Below are 19,283 nucleotides of genomic sequence, written 5' to 3'. Positions count from 1 at the left end.
AACATCAGCAGCAGAATTAATATTCCTATAAAATGTAAAATCACTAAATTTTGGAAAAAAGTATAGTAAAAATAGAGAATTTATCGCATCGATATAGCAGCAGCTGGGCGATACGTGACATCAATCTGGAGATTAGCCAATATGGTATTGTCGGGCTCCTGGGGTCAAATGGTGCCGGGAAATCCACCACGATGAACATTCTTTGTGGATCCCTTAATCAAACGGAAGGAAATGTCTATATCAATGGCATCAACTTCAGGGATGACCCGATGCGCGCTAAAATGGAAATAGGCTTTTTGCCCCAGAATCCGCCTTTATATTTGGATCTTACCGTGGATGAGTACCTTGAATATTGCGCAAGCCTACGGGACATGTCTGGCCAGGTCCGAAAAGATGCAGTGAAAGAAGCAAAAGAACGCTGCGGAATAGACCACTTCAGTGGAAGATTGATCAAAAACCTCTCCGGGGGGTACAGACAACGCGTGGGCATCGCTCAAGCCATTGTACACCGCCCCAACGTCCTCGTACTCGATGAACCGACAAATGGATTAGACCCCAACCAAATCATTGAGGTGAGGAACCTGATTAAAGACATCGCTAAAGATAGGGTGGTGATATTTTCTTCACACATTCTTTCCGAGGTGCAGTTGCTATGCAGGGACATTAAGATGATTGAGAACGGAAGGATCGTATTTGAAGATACGATGGAAGCGTTTAACAATTACATTGAGCCGCACAGCTTGCTGATCCACTTTAATAATATGCCGGATATCGCCGCATTGGAAACCATTGAGGGCATCATCAGAGCAGAAATTCTTACCGATAGACTCGTACGCCTGTTTTTTAGCGGAGAGGCTGGGATCGCCGAAACCATCGTCACGAAAAGCGTGCAGAACGGCTGGCGTTTACAGGAAATTACGCTCGAAAAAGACTCGGTAGAGGAAATATTTAAACAATTGTCCCAACAATAAACATATCAAAAAAGCTTAATGAAAACAATTTTTCGAGTGGCTAAAACAGAGCTGAAACTGCTGTTTTATTCCCCTATTGCCTGGTTTCTGATTACTATTTTTATGGTCCAGTGCGCCTTTGTCTATCTGAAAGGGCTTGACGATATCGCTATCACAGTAGAGGGTGGCTATAAAATTCCGTTTAGCATTATCGCTTCCATATTTTCGGGGGGACGAGGCGTCCTCTCTAACGTGATGGGGAACCTTTACCTTTACCTCCCGCTTCTGACTATGGGGCTCATTAGCCGCGAAACGAGCAGTGGTACCATCCGGCTTTTATATTCTTCACCGATTCGCGTACGGGACATTGTATTAGGAAAATTTGTAGCAATGGTAGCCATGAGCTTAGTCATGGTGTCCATTGTATCTATTTATATCATCACCAGTTACTTTACGGTAAATAATCCGGATACGGGATTGCTGCTGAGCTATGTGCTTGGTTTATTCTTACTGCTCTGTGCTTATTCTGCGATCGGAATCTTTATGTCCTGCCTCACTACCTATCAGATTGTAGCCGCAGTGTGCACATTTGTAACTTTCGGTATACTCTATAATGTCTCCGGTTTGTGGAAGGGAATCCCTTTTCTAAGAGACGTTACTTATTTTCTTTCCGTAGCCGGCCGTACAGACTGGATACTCGCAGGACTGATCACCAGCAATGGAATTATATATTTCGTTGCAATTGTGTTCATGTTTCTGCAGTTGACCATCTACAAGCTAAAAACGGGGATGGAGACAACGTCTACCTGGGTTAAGGTGAGCCGTTATAGCCTTATTGTCATTGTCACGATTGGCATTGGTTACATCAGTTCAATTCCTCAGCTTATTCTTTACTTCGACGTAACTAGGGATAAAAGCAACACGATTAAGCCAGATACGCAGAAAATTGTGGAGGATCTGGGAGATGAGCCGCTTGAAGTTACCGGGTACGCAAACCTGTTCGGCGGATATATGGAAGACGCAAAACCTGAATCCTACCAGCTGAACATCAATCGCTGGGCACCCTATGTCAGGTTCAAGCACAACATCAGGTTAAAAACAGTACTTTACTATGACACCCTGGGTGTTGGAGAGGAGATGAAAAAAGGCAATCTCGGGAAAACATTAACCGAGATCGCGGCCAAATCCGCAGAAACTGCGGAGATCAGTCTGAGCCAGTTTAAGCGTCCTGAAGAGATCAGAAAAATGATTGACCTTTCTCAGGAGCCCAATTATTACATCATGCAGCTCAAATATAAAGGAAGGCAAACTTTCTTAAGGGTATTTCCTGATAATGAACACTGGCCATCCGAGACTGAGATTTCTGCGGCACTAAAAAGATTGCTTCTTGCAAAAATTCCAAAAATTCTGTTTGTAACCGGAAACCTGGAACGTAACATAAATAAAATGGGTGACCGTGAATACCGGGCTTTAGCAAACCTGAAGAATTTCAGGAATTCACTGATTAATCAGGGCTTTGATGTGGATACCATTTCCTTACAAAGCGAATCGATTCCTGAAAACATTTCCGCACTCGTACTCGCTGATCCAAAGACCGAACTTACGGCAGTAGAAACGTCAAAATTGCAGCAGTTCATCGACAATGGCGGTAATTTGCTAATTTCCGGTGAACCGGGAAAACAAGCCATGCTTAATCCGTTATTAAAACAATTTGGCGTTCAACTGATGGATGGCGCCATCGTCCAGACCAGCAGGGATCTGGAACCCCACCTTGCCGCACCGTTTTTGACCGGCACAGGCGCCAAGCTCTATCCGCCACTTGTAGCCGCGCACCGCGACAGTGTAGTAGTTTCAATGCCCATGGCCACAGCGCTCGGTATTGAAAACTCAAGTGTATACACGATAAAACCATTACTAGTTACCGACTCAAGAAAAAGCTGGCTTAAAAGAGACAAATTTGTAACGGATTCTGCAAAGGTGAAGTTTGAACCTGAAAGAGGTGATCTGCAGAAATCCTTTCCGCTGGCTGTTAGCCTGACCCGGAATACAAAAGGGAAAGAGCAACGTATCGTCGTTGTGGGCGACGCTGATTTTATGTCCAACATCGAGTTAAACCGTTTTAACATGAGGACGGCCAACTTTGCCTTCAATACAGGGATTTTTAGTTGGTTAAGTTATGGTGAGTTTCCAATCAGCAGTTACCGTCCGGCGCCGAAGGATACTACGCTTTTAATCAAAAGGGAACAAATTAAATACCTGCGGATTACATTGCTTTGGGTATTCCCAGGCCTACTACTCGCCCTTGGGACATTAATATTGATCAGAAGAAAAAGAAAATAAAGAAATGGCATTCCTTACTGATCAACAAACGATAGACGACCTTAATCTTTTTGGAAAATCTGGTGGAGATTCCATCTATCAGATTTTTAACAGAACGAAAACGAGAGGTGGAGCGGCAATCCTGGAAGAAATGTTTCGTTTTCCGCTATCAGATGAGACTAAAATCAACCATCGTAGCCGGATTATTCAATATCTCGCCAAAACAGGAACATCTTTCCCCTTCAGCGTTGATAATTTTGACCCGGTAGAAACATACATAAAAAATACAGATACAAGGACCAAGCTGTCCGCACAGGAAAGCTCTATTGCAAAAAAGTTCAGCAACCTGGTTGCTCTGGATGCGGTTACTTCGGGCGTATACCTTGGGATCACGGCTTTAATCAAGCTGCTAAACGAGCTGAATCAGTTTTTGAATAGCCTTGATATGGGTTCGCTTGATTTTTACCAGCAGGATAAAGCCGATATCATGAGCCTGCTAACCACATCGGGAATTAGGGAGAGCCTGAACTTGCCTCTTAACACAAAGATTTCTTCGGACGAATATGTGGCGTACGACGAATTTTTCAGGTTTAAACACCGGGATGCGGTACTCAAAATACTTAATTATGTATACGGTCTAGATGTTTACTTTTCTATAGCCAAAGTGGCGGTAGAACGTGACTTTATTTTTCCGAAAGCTCTGCCTAAACAGCAGCATGTAGTTAAGTTAGAGGGCGTGTACCATCCGCAAGTAAAAAATGCGGTGGCCAACTCCATCCATATTACGCCCGACAGCAACGTGATTTTCCTAACCGGCGCCAACATGGCCGGAAAATCTACTTTTATGAAGTCATTGAGTGTCGCACTCTTTCTAGCCCATATGGGTTTCCCGGTCGCTGCCAAAGAAATGGAATTTTCGGTGCTGGATGGAATTTATACTACCATTAACTTGCCCGATAACTTAGGTTTGGGGGTAAGTCATTTCTATGTAGAAGTGTTGCGTGCGAAAAAAATCGCCCAGGAACTTAAGCTGGGTCGGAATCTGTTTGTTCTTTTTGACGAGATGTTCAGAGGCACCAATGTAAAGGACGCGGCGGAAGCTACCATTGCTTTTACCGAAGCTTTTGCAGGGAAACGCGATAGCATGTTTGTGATTTCCACGCACATCATTGAAGCGGGCGAAATACTTAAAGAAAGATGTGATAATATTAATTTTGTCTATCTGCCCACCCGTATGGACGGTAATCAACCCGTATACACCTACACCCTGGAACAAGGTTTAACAGCTGACAGGCATGGAATGATTATTATAAAAAACGAAGGAATATTGGATATTTTAGCGTCTGGCATGGAGCGGATGAATAAACAAAAGATATGAGCTTTACAGTTGACAAACAAACGCTGGAAGATTTAAACTTGTTGGGCAAGTTTACACCAGGTTCTATTTTTGGCATGTTCAATAAAGTACAGACCAGCGGCGGTGAAAGGCTTTTGCTGCAGTTGTTTAAAAATCCCCTAACAGATCCTGATGCCATTAATAAACGTAGTGGCTTGTTGAGCTATTTTCAAGAGAAGGCACTGGATTTTCCCTTTAGTCGAGCTGAATTTCAGACCGTAGAACACTATTTTAGCACGGGCAGCAGTACAAACTATCCAGCCGCATTTATAGTGGTTTTCTCTAAGAAAATACAAGCCTCCCTGTTAAGGGATGAGCGATATCCAGCGCTGCAGAAGGGCTTGGTAGCGACAATAGGTTTGCTAAATTCCTTAAATGATTTCCTAAAGCAGTTCAATGACCCTAATCCAACACCTTTTGATGAGGAACTGCAAGTGCTTCAGCGAATCCTTGAAACACCTGCGCTCCGTAACTTATTAAAAGAAAAAGATGCTGATGAATTTTCAATTGCGAAGCTCGCCGCCTATGATCATTTGTTGAAACACACCCTTCAGGCGGATATAGAAATCCTTATGGAGTGCATTTATAAATTAGACGTTTACCTTGCCGTGGGCAAGGTGGGCAAGGCCCAGGGCTTTGCATATGCCGAGGCACTGCCTAAAGGAAAGCAAGTGATAGAAATTGCCGCGCTTTGGCATCCGGCATTAATCAAAGGGGTGGCCAACCCGGTTGGTTTTAACGGAGAAAATAATATGATTTTTCTTACCGGGGCCAATATGGCCGGGAAGTCTACCTTTATGAAATCATTAGGCATTGCGCTTTATTTGGCACACATGGGCTTTCCGCTTGCTGCAAGAGGGATGCGTTTTTCCGTCTGCGATGGAATTTATTCTTCGATAAATGTGTCCGACAGTTTGAATATGGGTTACAGTCATTTTTATGCGGAGGTTTTGAGGGTAAAAAAAGCAGCGGAAGAAGTGGCCAGAGGGAAAAGCTTTCTTGTTTTATTTGATGAGTTGTTTAAAGGAACCAATGTTAAAGATGCTTACGATGCGACTCTAGCAGTAACCGACGCCTTTGCGCAATACCGACAATGTTTTTTCGTCATTTCTACCCACATTATTGAGGTAGGGGAAGCCTTGCAAAAGACAACAGACAATGTGCAGTTTGCTTATCTGCCTACGGTGATGGACGGCAAAGTACCGAGATACACCTACCTGCTTGAACAGGGCATTACAACGGATCGTCAGGGAATGCTTATTATTGAAAATGAAGGGATACTAAATCTGCTTAAAAACTAGAACACATAAACATTAGAGGCTTAATCGCTTCTAAAATAATTACATACAAATGAAACACAGCATACTTTGGATCGGTATTTTACTGATGATGACCAGTACTTCTGTTGCACAGAAGGGACTGAGCAAAAAGGAAGCGGAAGCGCTTTCGGTTAAAGAGTGGGCGCAGGAGAAACAGCGTTTACTTCCTGCAGCACAAAAGGTGTGGGCGGAAGGGATCATTAAATTTGGCAAGTACACCATGCCCATCGCCTATAGAACCTTTGGAGAAAAGCCCGCAGATGGCCGTAGCCTCTACATCTCTTTGCATGGTGGCGGAAATGCACCGCCGGCAGTAAATAATCAGCAATGGGAAAATCAACGGACATTGTATCCAATTTCGGAAGGTCTGGTGATCGTACCTAGAGCGCCGACAGATACCTGGAATCTATGGCATGAAGACCACATCGATAACCTGCTGGATTCCCTGATCTGTTATGGAGTGATTTTGGAGGATGTTAACCCTAATAAGGTCTATATTTTGGGTTACTCTGCAGGTGGGGACGGTGTGTTTCAGTTGGGACCACGGATGGCCGACCGTTGGGCGGCCGCTTCCATGATGGCAGGGCACCCTGGTGATGCTAATGCACTCAATCTCCGGAACCTTCCTTTCGCCATATATATGGGCGGCAGGGATACGGCTTATCACCGCAATACCCTAGCTATTGATTTTAACCGAAAATTAGACAGCCTGCAGAGACTCGACCCGAAAGGATTTATACACGACTTTCATTTGTATGCCGACAAGGCGCATTGGATGGACCGAAGGGATACAGTTGCGATACCCTGGCTAGCTTCGTTTAAAAGGAACCCATTTCCGGAAAAAGTAATATGGGTGGAAGACAATGTGGTACAACACCGATTTTACTGGTTGTCTGCACCTGCGGTGGCCCAAGTTAAGGGTTCGACTGCAGAGATCAGCATCAGAGGCAACGAAATTTGTGTAAGCAAAAATACTTTTAGGGAACTCAATATCAACCTCAACGATCAACTCCTTGATCTGGATAAACCGGTTTCAGTGACGATGAACGGTCGGGTTGTGTTCCGAAAAAAGGTAAAAAGAAGCTTAGAAACGATCAGAAAGACAATCCGGGAGTATCAGGATCCGACTATGGTATTTTCCGTGAAACTCATCTTGACAGGAAACAAGGTCAGGACATAAATAAATCAATATCATCATAAAAAAGCACTTATCTCATTTTTCTACATCGTACGCTCTTTTTATTTCCAGTCCAGTGACAAAAGCAGCTTTATTGCAGAATAATACTCAAAAAAGCTATCAAATAACAAAGCAGTCAATCCATTAGCAAGCTGGCTAATTGGATTGACCTGCTTTATATGCGGCAATAAAGCGCCGAAAAAGCACCATCTAACCGACGGCAACTATCTCACTATACTACGCATATTCTACTGTCCGTAGGCGCACAGTAAATGTTCGAAATCGAACAGTAGCGCAAACACCGAGAAACGGCAACATATTAATAATAAACCACATAGACCATTGGCTTATTAATTGTAATCTGGCTAGAATTACAATTAATTTAAAGTCGCATATCTTAGATCTGAATACGAGAACAATGATACAACTAAATAACACATTCAAATGGTACACCGTTGGCGGAGCGCGTAGTTTTGTGCTCAAGGATATCAACCTGACGATCGACCAGGGCGAATTCGTCTCTATCATGGGTCCCTCCGGTTCGGGGAAATCAACATTACTTCATATCCTGGGGGATCTGGATGAGCCCAACGAAGGAAAATACATTTTCATGGGTGAAGACGTGTATGCTTTAAAGAAGAAACAACGCAATCAGCTTTTTCAATCACATATCGGCTTCGTCTTCCAGTCCTATCACCTCATCGACGAGCTTACAGTTTATGAAAATATCGAAACTCCCCTATTGTACAAAGGGTTATCCTCTTCTGAATGCAAAGCTGTTGTCGGAGATATGCTTGATAGATTCGGGATTGTCGGCAAGAAAGATTTATTCCCAGCACAGCTTTCCGGTGGGCAGCAACAGGTGGTCGGAATTGCCCGTGCTTTGGCGACATCTCCAAAAGTATTACTTGCCGATGAACCTACAGGCAACCTCAATTCACAACAAGGGACGGAGGTTATGGAACTGTTTAGCCAACTCAATAAAGACGGTGTGACGATCATACAGGTAACCCATTCGGAGAAAAATGCCACCTATGGAAACAGAATCATTAATCTGTTGGATGGGCAGGTAAAATAGAAGGATTATTCCCATAACTTTACGATTTTTTCATAAATAACATGAATATTAGGAAAAAGACCTTTAAAGCGCTAAAATCACCACAATTCAAGCGACAACTTGTAATCTAAATAATTTTTCGTTAAATTCGACTATGAAGGAGAAGGAACTAAAGGCGTTGATTTCTTTACTAGATGATCCTGACAGCGAAATATTCAGTCAGGTTGAGCAGCATCTTGTGACCTGTGGCCCGGAAGTTATTCCTCTTCTGGAGGAATTCTGGGAAGCATCGTTTGACGTGCTGTCACAAACCCGGATAGAGAACATTATACATCGGATTCAATTTGATCAGATAAAACATGAACTCCAGCTCTGGAAAATAAGTAATAGCGATGACTTATTAGAAGGGCTACTTATCGTTAACAGGTATCAATATCCCGCTCTTGACGAAGATGTCGTACACTTTCAGATTGCAGAATTGCGCAGAAATGCCTGGTACCATCTCATGTATGATATGAGCCCTATTGAGAAAGTAAAACTATTAAATAACATCTTATTTAGGGAGTTCGGCCTATCGGGCAATACAACGAATTATCACGACCCACAAAACTCTTTTATTCATAAAGTATTGGAGTCTAAGAAAGGAAACCCAATCACATTATCCTGCATTTACACAATTGTCGCGCAGAAATTAGATATTCCAATTTATGGAATTAATCTGCCTAAACATTTCGTGGCAGCGTATGTCGACAATGAAGCTGAAAACCTACCGTTGTTTTATATCAACATTTTCAATAGGGGTCAAATCATGAAGCAGGAAGATATCTTATCTTTTCTCAAACAATTAAATCTTCCCCCATCGGATGACTACATATTGCCTTGTTCCAATTTAGCCATTGTAAAACGTGTCTTACGTAATTTAATGACAGCCTATGAGAATCAAGGGAATATAGAAAAAAAAGACGAGATAAGTCTTTTGCTTCAAATCTTAGAAGAAGATTGAAATTACCTATTCACTCCCCTAGAGTCTAGCGATATAGATTGTGGTGTCTGTCGGGTGTTTAAAATTTCCAAAACCTGATCCGGCTCAACATTACCATTATCCGATAGTTTGAATCGTAAAATGTTTCGGGTTTCGGGGCCCGCATCCGCTACATAAATAAATAGTGCATCATCTTCACCTTCCCGTGTATCCAAGGCGACATCAAGAGGTTGTTGTAAAAGTGTATTCGCTCCAGTTATAATACGAGTTGGCACAATCGTACCTGTAGTTGTGTTTTGGGAGAAATTATCGAAGATCAAAATACGACCATCGCCCACGTTCTCTGTACCTGTAAAATCAGTCAATGCTAAGATATCTTTGCTTCTAGAATACGATAAGCCTCGTATATTATTTGCGCCATTTACGGTAAATTCGTAGGTAGGTTCTATAGTAAGAATGGTATCACGACCAAGTGCAGCCGGCAAATTCTTATATACAACTACCCCACCATTATTTTCAGTCCGGGAGAGTAGCAAGTCATCCCCATCCATCTGTATGCCCCAGGGACGGTAATCCAACATCAACTCATGTCGCGGCCGGACAAATCCTCTTCTATTTCTGGGTTGATCTATCACAAAGAGGCTCACGGTATCCACACCCAAATTTGTCATCAACAAATAGTTATTCGTCACATTTGTTGTATTTCCAGGGATATTATGAACATAATACCACAATCCTTTTACGTTATCAAATCTGCGGTTACCAAATACATTGCCGTTCGAGATCACCCCTTTATCGCTCACAGGCATGTTATATATGGATGTATCCCGATACGCCGGTGCATTCATACTGCTTTGAAATATACTCTGTGCATACGGACTGAAATGTATTGCGCTACCTCCAAATGCGGAAGAGGCATGACGAGAAAACGGGTCTATATTAAACGTATTAGAATCTGCAGGAGATACTACAAAAACGTTGTACAGTGCGGGCGAAGTTGTATTCGCTTGATAGTTAGAAGTAGAAATATAGAGTCTCGAAATAGGCTTAAGGGCCTTAATAGGCTCGTCATCATCGCGTTGACAGCTACTGAAACAAATCAGCGAGATCAATGTTACTATTGTATATATAGATCTATTCATTGTATAATGATGGCATTTATTATATGTTACAAACTTAGATAAAATGCTTTGCATTCACGAAAACCGAATAGTTAAAAAATGCAATTCATAATTTAGATTATGTGCATTTTATTGGAACGAAAAAAGCAACAATAACGCCACAAATTATTTTATGTTTTAAAATATCGACGTATTTGCTTAAAATTGCAACATCTGAAATGAAAACCATGGATAGCAATAACGAACTGACACGGGAAAAGTTAAGTCTCCCCAATGCTGGTAAAAAACTACTTTTACATTCTTGCTGCGCCCCTTGTGCGGGAGAAGTAATGGAAGCGTTGATTTCCTCTGATATTGATTTCACCATCTATTTTTACAATCCGAATATACATCCGCGCAAAGAATACGACATCCGCAAAGATGAAAATATCCGTTTTGCAGAAAAACATAATATTCCATTCATCGATGCAGATTACGATGTAGACAACTGGTTTGACTTGGCGAAAGGCATGGAACATGAACCTGAGCGAGGTGTCCGTTGTACCATGTGTTTTGACATGCGTTTTGAAAAAACGGCAGCATATGCAGCAGAAAATGGATTTGATGTTATATCGAGTTCATTGGGGATTTCGCGTTGGAAAAACATGGAACAGATCAATGACTGTGGGCTTCGCGCAGCATCCCGGTATCCAAACATGGATTACTGGACGTTTAACTGGCGCAAAAAAGGAGGTTCTGCACGCATGCTGGAAATCAGTAAAAGGGAAAAGTTTTACATGCAGGAATATTGCGGCTGTGCCTATTCGCTACGCGACACAAATAAATGGAGAATGGCGAGTGGCAGAGAGAAAATAGAATTGGGCACCAAATACTATGGTGAAGAGGACTAAAAAAGTATTTTCATAAAAAATTGCAAAGTATCGTTAAAAAGATTAATTTTGCAGGCTCAAATACAAGATTGTGAAGTATCTAAAACAATATAGAATACCTTTTTCAGGCTTGACTGCAGGAAAGCACGATTTTGAGTTTGAAATAGATGATAAGTTCTTTGACTGCTACGCGCATTCATTAGTAAAAAATGGCAAGTTAAAAGCCCTGGTTCAACTACAGAAGCAGGAAAGCATGTTAATCGTGAACTTCAATATTGAGGGGACGATAACGTTGACATGTGATGTTTGCCTTAATGAGTTTGATTCTCCGCTACAATTTACCGAGCGATTGATTGTCAAATTTGTAAATGAAGAATGGGATAACGACACCGAGGAAGTGCTTGTACTATCTAAGACAGATTATGAATTGGATATTGCAGGTCTTTTATACGAATACATTAATGTCAGAGTCCCCTATTATGCAAAATGTAGCGAGCAAGGCATAAATCTCACTTGTGATGCAGAAATGTTGTCAAAAATCAACAACAGCAGTCAACAGGAAGAAGAATCATCGAGTGAAGAAGAGAAAATAGACCCACGCTGGGCAGCATTAAAGAATATTAAGAACAATTAAAAAACAAAATACGAGATGGCACATCCAAAGCGTAAGACTTCGAAATCGAGAAGAGACAAGAGAAGAACACATTATAAAGCAGAAGCACCTACATTAACAGTGTGTAAAGAAACTGGAGCAGTTCACTTACCTCACCGCGCGTATACTGTAGATGGCAATTTATACTACAACGGTAAATTAATTATTGAAAATACTGCAGTTGTCTAAAGTATATCTTTAAAAAATTAAACATCCCAAATAAGCGTAAAATTTGAATTTTATGCTTTACTTTGGGATGTTTTTTGCGTATTATTGATTTAGATAAATAATAACGAATGAGGATTGGTTTAGACGTATTAGGAGGAGATTATGCCCCTGATGCTACAATAGTAGGCGCTATAGAAGCGCAAAAATCACTCGATAAGCACCAGCATATTGTGTTGTTCGGCGACGAGGCTGATATCAAAAAGCGTATTGAAGAGACTGGAGCAGATTCATCTTTATTTGACTATGTACACGCTCCGGAGGTCATCTCCATGCACGAGCATCCTACAAAAGCAATCTCGCAAAAGCCAAACTCAAGCATATCAAAAGGCTTCGAGTTTCTGAAAGAAGGCAAGATCGATTCCTTTGCTTCAGCAGGTAATACTGGTGCTATGCTGGTCGGATCGATGTTCAGTGTAAAAACTATCCCCGGGGTAATACGTCCTGCTATTGCGACGAATGTACCTAAATTAAAAAGCGGTTTCGGTATTTTACTGGATGTAGGAGCCAATGCAGATTGCAAACCCGAAATGTTAAATCAATTTGCCATCCTAGGAAGTCTTTACTCAGAACACGTATACGGTGTACAAAATCCGAAAGTAGGTCTTCTAAACATTGGCGAAGAAGAAGAAAAAGGCAACAATCTAACAATATCAACCTATCCACTACTTAAATCAAATTCCAAAATCAATTTCATAGGCAATGCAGAAGGTAGAGATCTCTTTTCCGATCATGCAGATGTATATGTATGTGATGGTTATACAGGCAATGTCGTTTTAAAACTTGCTGAATCATTTTATGTAGTGACCTTAAAAAAGGGAATTAAAGATGATTTTTTTGATAGGTTCAACTATGAGCAGTATGGGGGAAGCCCGGTATTAGGTGTAAATGCACCCGTAATAATAGGGCACGGCATTTCTACTCCTGAGGCTATTAAAAATATGGTATTACTATCAAAAGATATGATCGTGTCAAAATTTATCGATAAGATCAAATCTGCTTTCAATTAAAAACATATGTCTAAAGTTCATGCGGCTATTACCGCTGTAAATGGTTATGTACCAGATTATATCCTGACCAACAAAGAGTTGGAATCTATGGTAGAAACGAATGACGAATGGATTGTCAGTCGTACAGGTATCAAAGAACGTCGTATTTTAAAAGGAGAAGGCTTAGCCACTTCTGATTTAGCCGTTCCAGCAGTAAAAGGATTGTTAGAAAAAAGAGGGATTTCGGCAGAAGAGATTGAATTAATCATTTTCTGTACCAGTACTCCCGACATGCTTTTCCCTGCTACGGCTAATATTCTAGCCGACAAAATAGGCGCAAAAAAGGCGTGGGGCTACGATTTACAAGCTGCCTGTTCCGGTTTTTTATTTGGATTAACTACAGGAGCACAATTTATCGAGTCCGGTAAGCACAAGAAAGTCCTTGTCGTAGGGGCTGATAAAATGTCTTCCGTCGTAAATTACACAGACCGTAATACCTGTATTTTATTTGGTGATGGATGTGGTGCTGTATTATTAGAACCAGACACCGAAGGCAATGGGCTTCAAGATTCGCTGTTAAAAACAGACGGTTCAGGCGGACAATTTCTCAACATAAAAGGTGGAGGTTCCTTACATCCTGCTTCACATCAAACCGTTGATGCCGGACTACATTACGCATACCAAGAAGGTCGTACCGTATTCAAATTCGCTGTTACAAATATGGCTGATGTAGCGGCCGAAGTAATGGAGAGAAACAACTTAACTTCTGAAGATGTAGCATGGTTAGTACCACATCAAGCAAATAAACGCATCATAGATGCGACGGCAGAACGTGCAGGTTTGCCGGAAGAAAAAGTAATGGTAAATATCCATAAATATGGAAATACAACAAGCGCCACTATTCCCATGTGTTTATGGGAATGGGAGGATAAATTAAAAAAAGGAGACAATTTAATATTAGCTGCATTTGGTGGAGGATTCACCTGGGGATCAGTTTATTTAAAATGGGCTTATTAAGCCAATCTTTTTTATTATATTTCCTCAATATTTAATTTTTTAAAGGCATAGGAGAGAGAAAGCTATAAACCGCCTAGCGCTCATTCATGCCATAAAAACGAACATTGATGAATAATTTGTATTTAAAAACAAATTTATCTAAGTTTAAGAGCTAATTTTTATAGAAAACATTAAATCAAACCCTTCCAATATGAGTATGGATATCAAACAAATTCAAGACCTGATTAAATTTGTATCAAAATCAGGTGTGAATGAAGTATCAATTGAAGAAAAGGATTTCAAGATAACAATAAAAACCAATCAGGAGCCTACTTACGTAACGGCTTCAGTTCCTACGGCACCCGTTGTAGCAGCACCTCCTGCAGTAGCAGCTCCAACAGCGGTTAGTGCACCGGTGCCAGCGGCAACAGTAGTCAACGAAGAAGCGAACTTTATCACGATAAAGTCTCCAATGATTGGTACATTTTATCGTTCATCAGGCCCAGATAAAGGAGCTTTCGTGAACGTAGGTGATGAGATCACACCCGGAAAAGTGTTGTGCATTGTAGAAGCAATGAAGTTATTTAACGAAATTGAATCTGAAGTTTCTGGAAAAATCGTTAAGATTTTAATCAACGATGCAGAACCTGTTGAATACGATCAACCTTTATTCTTAGTTGATCCAAGATAATATTAGTTGTAATTTATATCAACTAAATTTAGTTATACGAAGTAATTCGTCAATAGGTTACCTCATTTATTCCTTATGTTTAAAAAAATATTAATAGCTAATAGAGGAGAGATTGCCCTACGTATCATACGTACCTGTCGCGAGATGGGTATCAAAAGTGTAGCGGTATACTCTACTGCTGATAGAGACAGCCTTCATGTCCGTTTCGCGGATGAGGCCGTGTGTATTGGCCCTCCAGCAAGTAAAGATTCCTATCTAAGTATCCCCAATATTATCGCCGCTGCAGAATTAACAAATGCAGACGCCATTCATCCAGGCTACGGATTTTTATCCGAAAATGCTAAATTTTCTGCTATCTGTGCCGAATATGGAATTAAATTCATTGGTGCTACCGCAGAACAAATTGAAAGAATGGGCGATAAAGCTTCCGCTAAGGAGACCATGAAATTGGCAGGCGTTCCAACCATTCCTGGATCGGAAGGATTAGTTCCAGACGTAAAGACCGGTATTGCTACTGCAAATGAGATTGGATACCCCGTGATTCTAAAAGCTACCGCCGGAGGTGGCGGGCGTGGTATGCGTATCGTATGGAAAGACGCCGAATTCGAACCCGCTTGGGATTCGGCTCGTCAAGAAGCAGGAGCAGCATTTGGCAACGATGGAATTTACCTCGAAAAATTTGTTGAAGATCCACGTCATATTGAAATTCAGGTCATTGGAGATCAATATGGTAAAGTATGCCATCTATCAGAAAGGGATTGTTCTATTCAACGTCGCCATCAAAAACTTGTTGAAGAAGCCCCTTCCCCTTTCATCACACCAGATTTACGTGCACGTATGGGAGAGGCTGCTATAAAAGGAGCACAAGCCGTGAATTACGAAGGCGCCGGTACTATCGAATTTTTGGTAGATAAGCACCGTAATTTCTACTTTATGGAAATGAATACACGTATTCAAGTAGAGCATCCCGTTACGGAAGAAGTAATCAACTTTGACTTAATCAAAGAACAGATTAAAGTTGCTGCAGGTATCCCTATTTCAGGAAAAAGCTACGAGCCCACCATGCATGCAATTGAGTGCCGTATCAATGCCGAAGATCCATTTAATAATTTCCGTCCTTCTCCGGGTAAAATTACAAATTTTCACTCGCCTGGCGGACATGGTGTACGCATAGACACACACGTATACGCAGGATATACCATCCCATCGAATTACGATTCGATGATCGCGAAATTGATCTGTGTTGCACAAACACGAGAAGAAGCGATCAATACGATGGAACGTGCACTCAGCGAGTTTGTTATTGAGGGTGTAAAGACCACAATCCCTTTGCACCTGAGACTTATGCGCGATCCAAACTTTAGAGCGGGTAATTTCACAACGAAATTTATGGAAACTTTTGATTTGACCGCTTACCCCGACGAAGATTAAGCGTAAAAATTTTGTTTTCCCATTAAAAAATACCATTCTTATGTCAAAGAATGGTATTTTTGTTTTCCATAGAATGTAAACATGTCAAGTAGCAAAAAATTAATAGACGCAATAAAAGACAAAGGAAAGAACATCGAGTCAGAGATGTCCTTTTTTGAACATATAGAAGTACTCCGCTGGCACATTATCCGATCTGTGGTCGCTATCACCGTTTTTGCAATCCTAGCGTTCACATTTTATGATTTTGTCTTCAACGACATCATTATGGGACCGAAGAACCTTGATTTCTGGACATACAGAATGATGTGTAAATTAGGTGCTCTACTGAATTTAGACGGCTTTTGTGTAGAACGCATCCCTTTTAATATTATTAATACCGAACTAGCAGGTCAATTCATGCTACAGATCAATTCCTGTTTGTTAATGGCGGTAGCTTTGGGATTTCCCTATCTGCTATTTGAAGTTTGGCTTTTCGTGAAACCAGCGCTTACCGAGGTCGAAAGAAGGTCAGCCAGTGGGTTCGTTTTCTATGCGACATTGTTGTTTGTGATCGGGGCGCTATTTGGTTATTATATTGTAGTCCCTCTTTCAGTCAACTTTCTAGCTAACATCTCTTTAAGTACCGAAATAACCAACCAAATTACAATCGATTCTTATTTATCGACTATTGCCACGTTGACTTTGGGTTGTGGGGTGATATTTTTACTGCCGATTTTGATTTTTATCCTATCCAAATTAGGATTGATGACACCACAATTTATGCGCGCGAGTAGACGTTATGCCATTGTCATTATCTTAGTAATAGCAGCTATCATCACTCCTACTGCAGATGTGATTACACTTTTAACGGTAAGCGCGCCGATGTTCATACTATATGAAATAAGTATAATGGTTTCAGCGAATGTACTCCGTAAAAAGGAATTGAAAGAAAAAGAATTTTATAACAATTAACACGATAAATATCATGAAAATAGCCATTGGAAGCGATCACGCAGGATTTGATTACAAAGCCCCCCTAGTTGATGTATTGAAAGAATTAGGACATGATGTAGAAGATTTTGGCCCTGCAACGGCAGATTCTGTGGATTATCCAGATTTCGCACACCCCGTATCCTCCAGCGTAGAAGAAGGAAAAAGTCAATTTGGTGTTCTGATCTGTGGAAGTGCTAATGGCGTGGCGATCACAGCCAATAAACATCAGGGCATACGTGCAGCTATCGCGTGGCAAAAAGAAATTTCTGTTTTGGCCCGCTTGCATAATGATGCAAATATCATTTGTATACCAGCGCGTTTTATTGATCTGGATCTGGCAAAAGAAATTGTGAAAGCTTTCCTTACAACTGATTTTGAAGGTGGAAGGCATGCCAATCGCGTCAATAAAATTTCTTGTTCTTAACATACGGTTATGAAAAAACTATTTTCTCTTTTATTCATAATTCCTGCATTATACAGTTGTAGCATCGCGCAAAATGCGCAGCAAAAATATGCAGATCTAATTACGGTAGAAAGTTCCAAAAAGCACTTGACTACCTTGAGTTCTGTTGAATTTGAAGGCCGTGGTACGGGGCAGGAAGGTGGAAGAAAAGCCGCTGAATATATTGCGAATGAATTCAAATCCTATGGGCTCGCAACTCCTGTAAATGGTTCGTTTTATCAACCTGTAGCCCTACAACAGATTGCTTATCAGGTCGAAAACTTCAGCATTGACGGCGACACCTGGGTAAACGGAAAAGATTTCTATGTACAGGCAGATCATGATGTTCGAGATTTCTCCGCAAACGAGATCATTTTTGTAGGTTATGGTATCCAGCATGCAGATTACAACGAGCTTAATGGAATAGATGTAAAAGGAAAAGTAGTCTTGCTCATTAACGAAGGCGAACCAACCGACGCAACGGGCAAATCCCATATCACTAAGGAAAATAATAAGTCGGAATGGTCTTCAAGCCGTTTTAAAAGAGTTCAGGAATTAACAAAACTGCAACCGGCAGCCATATTTTCTACAAGTTCTCAAGTAGCAGAAACGCTAGCGAAAATGAAAGGTCGACTAACTGGCGGACGTGTTATGCTAGGTGATGGCAGTAATACAAACAGAAATATCACACAAGCTGTTCCTGTTATTAACATTTCGGTAGCTACAGCGGATCAATTGCTGGCGAAAGCAAATACTTCTGTCGAAAAATTCAAAGAGGCGGCGAACAGATCATTCAAACCTTCCGCGGTGCAGATTAAAACCTCTTTCTTAGCCTCTATGGGTGTTAAGGTCGAAAAATTAAGCGATCCCAACGTTTTGGGATTATTAGAAGGTTCAGATCTAAAAGATGAAATTATCGTTGTTTCGGGACATTACGATCATGATGGGATTCTTCCTGATGGCACGATTTTTCCGGGAGCGGATGACAATGGGTCAGGAACAGTGGGTGTGCTGGAGTTGGCAAGAGCTTTCTCCCAAGCTAAAAAAGAAGGTAAAGGACCAAGGAGGAGTATCTTATTTATCGGGCTTGCGGCAGAAGAAAAAGGACTTTTGGGATCAAAATACTATACAGAAAATCCTATATTTCCATTGGCCAATACAGTAGCTTGCCTCAACTTGGATATGATTGGCCGTATCGATGACAAGCACCTAGCCGGAAATCATAACTATATCCATGCAATAGGCACTGATAAACTAAGCTCGGAATTGAAAAAGATCACCGAAGCTTCTAATAAAGAATACACACAAATGGAGGTTGATTTCACGTATGATGATCCAAAAGATCCCATGCGCTTATACTATAGATCAGACCATTACAACTTTGCACAAAAAGGAATCCCTTCCGCTTTTTTCTTTTCAGGATTACATCCAGATTATCACACACCAAATGATACCGTGGATAAAATTGATTTTCCGATGATGGTAAAACGAGAGAAACTGGTATTCCATGTCACTTGGGAGATTGCCAACCGCGCACAACGATTAACGGTTGATAGCAACAAGGAATAAAAACTAAAAATTCTCTAAATTTAACATTTCTTTAATACTATTCCTTAAAAAATGTTAATAATAGGCAATATATTGAAATCTCACTTTGATTATTACGAATAAATCGTAATATTTATGCTAACTTAA

At 41.0% G+C, this 19,283-nt stretch carries 18 protein-coding genes; 17 read left to right on the top strand and 1 reads right to left on the bottom strand.

Annotated features, from left to right (window positions below):
- Nucleotides 1-50 precede the first annotated feature (50 nt).
- The 7 genes from FAZ15_RS08780 (at nt 51) to FAZ15_RS08750 (ending at nt 9,221) form a co-directional block, all read left to right on the top strand.
- Entirely contained in the window at nt 51-971 is a 921-nt protein-coding gene (locus FAZ15_RS08780; RefSeq protein WP_136900939.1) for an ABC transporter ATP-binding protein, read from the top strand.
- An 18-nt stretch (nt 972-989) separates the two neighbouring features.
- On the top strand, nt 990-3,290 hold the full coding sequence (locus FAZ15_RS08775; RefSeq protein WP_136900938.1) for a Gldg family protein: 2,301 nt from the start codon (nt 990-992) through the stop codon (nt 3,288-3,290).
- Between the two features lie 4 nt (nt 3,291-3,294).
- Complete coding sequence (locus tag FAZ15_RS08770; RefSeq protein WP_136900937.1) at nt 3,295-4,647, top strand: MutS-related protein; 1,353 nt, start codon at nt 3,295-3,297, stop codon at nt 4,645-4,647.
- On the top strand, nt 4,644-5,966 hold the full coding sequence (locus tag FAZ15_RS08765; protein ID WP_136900936.1) for a MutS-related protein: 1,323 nt from the start codon (nt 4,644-4,646) through the stop codon (nt 5,964-5,966). Before FAZ15_RS08770 ends, FAZ15_RS08765 begins: the two co-directional genes overlap by 4 nt.
- Before the next feature lie 49 nt (nt 5,967-6,015).
- Nucleotides 6,016-7,164, top strand: coding sequence for an alpha/beta hydrolase family protein (locus FAZ15_RS08760; protein ID WP_136900935.1), 1,149 nt, complete (start codon nt 6,016-6,018; stop codon nt 7,162-7,164).
- Nucleotides 7,165-7,579: 415 nt separating this feature from the next.
- Nucleotides 7,580-8,239, top strand: a complete 660-nt coding sequence (locus FAZ15_RS08755) for an ABC transporter ATP-binding protein (protein WP_136900934.1) — start codon at nt 7,580-7,582, stop codon at nt 8,237-8,239.
- Nucleotides 8,240-8,372: 133 nt separating this feature from the next.
- Nucleotides 8,373-9,221 (top strand): transglutaminase-like domain-containing protein, encoded by an 849-nt coding sequence (locus FAZ15_RS08750; RefSeq protein ID WP_136900933.1) that lies wholly within the window; start codon nt 8,373-8,375, stop codon nt 9,219-9,221.
- Between the two features lie 2 nt (nt 9,222-9,223).
- Here the strand turns inward: FAZ15_RS08750 and FAZ15_RS08745 are convergent, their stop codons facing one another.
- The gene (locus tag FAZ15_RS08745; RefSeq protein WP_136900932.1) at nt 9,224-10,342 is read right to left on the bottom strand and encodes a hypothetical protein; all 1,119 of its coding nucleotides are present in this window, start codon (nt 10,340-10,342) and stop codon (nt 9,224-9,226) included.
- Between the two features lie 206 nt (nt 10,343-10,548).
- Between FAZ15_RS08745 and FAZ15_RS08740 the strand changes: the two genes are divergently transcribed.
- The 10 genes from FAZ15_RS08740 to FAZ15_RS08695 all read left to right on the top strand — a co-directional run bounded on the left by FAZ15_RS08740 (nt 10,549) and on the right by FAZ15_RS08695 (nt 19,157).
- The gene (locus tag FAZ15_RS08740) at nt 10,549-11,211 is read left to right on the top strand and encodes an epoxyqueuosine reductase QueH (RefSeq protein WP_136900931.1); all 663 of its coding nucleotides are present in this window, start codon (nt 10,549-10,551) and stop codon (nt 11,209-11,211) included.
- Nucleotides 11,212-11,281: 70 nt separating this feature from the next.
- Nucleotides 11,282-11,824, top strand: coding sequence for a YceD family protein (locus FAZ15_RS08735; protein WP_136900930.1), 543 nt, complete (start codon nt 11,282-11,284; stop codon nt 11,822-11,824).
- A 15-nt stretch (nt 11,825-11,839) separates the two neighbouring features.
- A complete protein-coding gene (rpmF, locus tag FAZ15_RS08730) occupies nt 11,840-12,031 on the top strand; it encodes a 50S ribosomal protein L32 (RefSeq protein WP_136819611.1) in 192 nt (63 codons plus the stop codon).
- Between the two features lie 107 nt (nt 12,032-12,138).
- Nucleotides 12,139-13,077, top strand: a complete 939-nt coding sequence (gene plsX / locus FAZ15_RS08725; protein ID WP_136900929.1) for a phosphate acyltransferase PlsX — start codon at nt 12,139-12,141, stop codon at nt 13,075-13,077.
- A gap of 6 nt (nt 13,078-13,083) precedes the next feature.
- Entirely contained in the window at nt 13,084-14,073 is a 990-nt protein-coding gene (locus FAZ15_RS08720) for a beta-ketoacyl-ACP synthase III (RefSeq protein ID WP_136900928.1), read from the top strand.
- Nucleotides 14,074-14,263: 190 nt separating this feature from the next.
- Nucleotides 14,264-14,743, top strand: a complete 480-nt coding sequence (gene accB, locus FAZ15_RS08715; protein WP_136900927.1) for an acetyl-CoA carboxylase biotin carboxyl carrier protein — start codon at nt 14,264-14,266, stop codon at nt 14,741-14,743.
- Between the two features lie 75 nt (nt 14,744-14,818).
- Nucleotides 14,819-16,174, top strand: a complete 1,356-nt coding sequence (accC, locus tag FAZ15_RS08710; RefSeq protein ID WP_136900926.1) for an acetyl-CoA carboxylase biotin carboxylase subunit — start codon at nt 14,819-14,821, stop codon at nt 16,172-16,174.
- Nucleotides 16,175-16,255: 81 nt separating this feature from the next.
- On the top strand, nt 16,256-17,125 hold the full coding sequence (tatC, locus tag FAZ15_RS08705) for a twin-arginine translocase subunit TatC (protein ID WP_136900925.1): 870 nt from the start codon (nt 16,256-16,258) through the stop codon (nt 17,123-17,125).
- A 13-nt stretch (nt 17,126-17,138) separates the two neighbouring features.
- Nucleotides 17,139-17,570: a ribose 5-phosphate isomerase B gene (gene rpiB / locus FAZ15_RS08700; RefSeq protein ID WP_136900924.1), complete on the top strand. Its 432-nt coding sequence runs from the start codon at nt 17,139-17,141 to the stop codon at nt 17,568-17,570.
- A 9-nt stretch (nt 17,571-17,579) separates the two neighbouring features.
- Nucleotides 17,580-19,157, top strand: a complete 1,578-nt coding sequence (locus tag FAZ15_RS08695) for a M28 family peptidase (RefSeq protein WP_136900923.1) — start codon at nt 17,580-17,582, stop codon at nt 19,155-19,157.
- Nucleotides 19,158-19,283: the final 126 nt, after the last annotated feature.

The sequence above is a fragment of the Sphingobacterium olei genome (assembly GCF_005048855.1).
GTDB classification, from domain to species: Bacteria; Bacteroidota; Bacteroidia; order Sphingobacteriales; family Sphingobacteriaceae; genus Sphingobacterium; species Sphingobacterium olei.
This window is presented reverse-complemented; position numbering and strand designations above follow the sequence as displayed.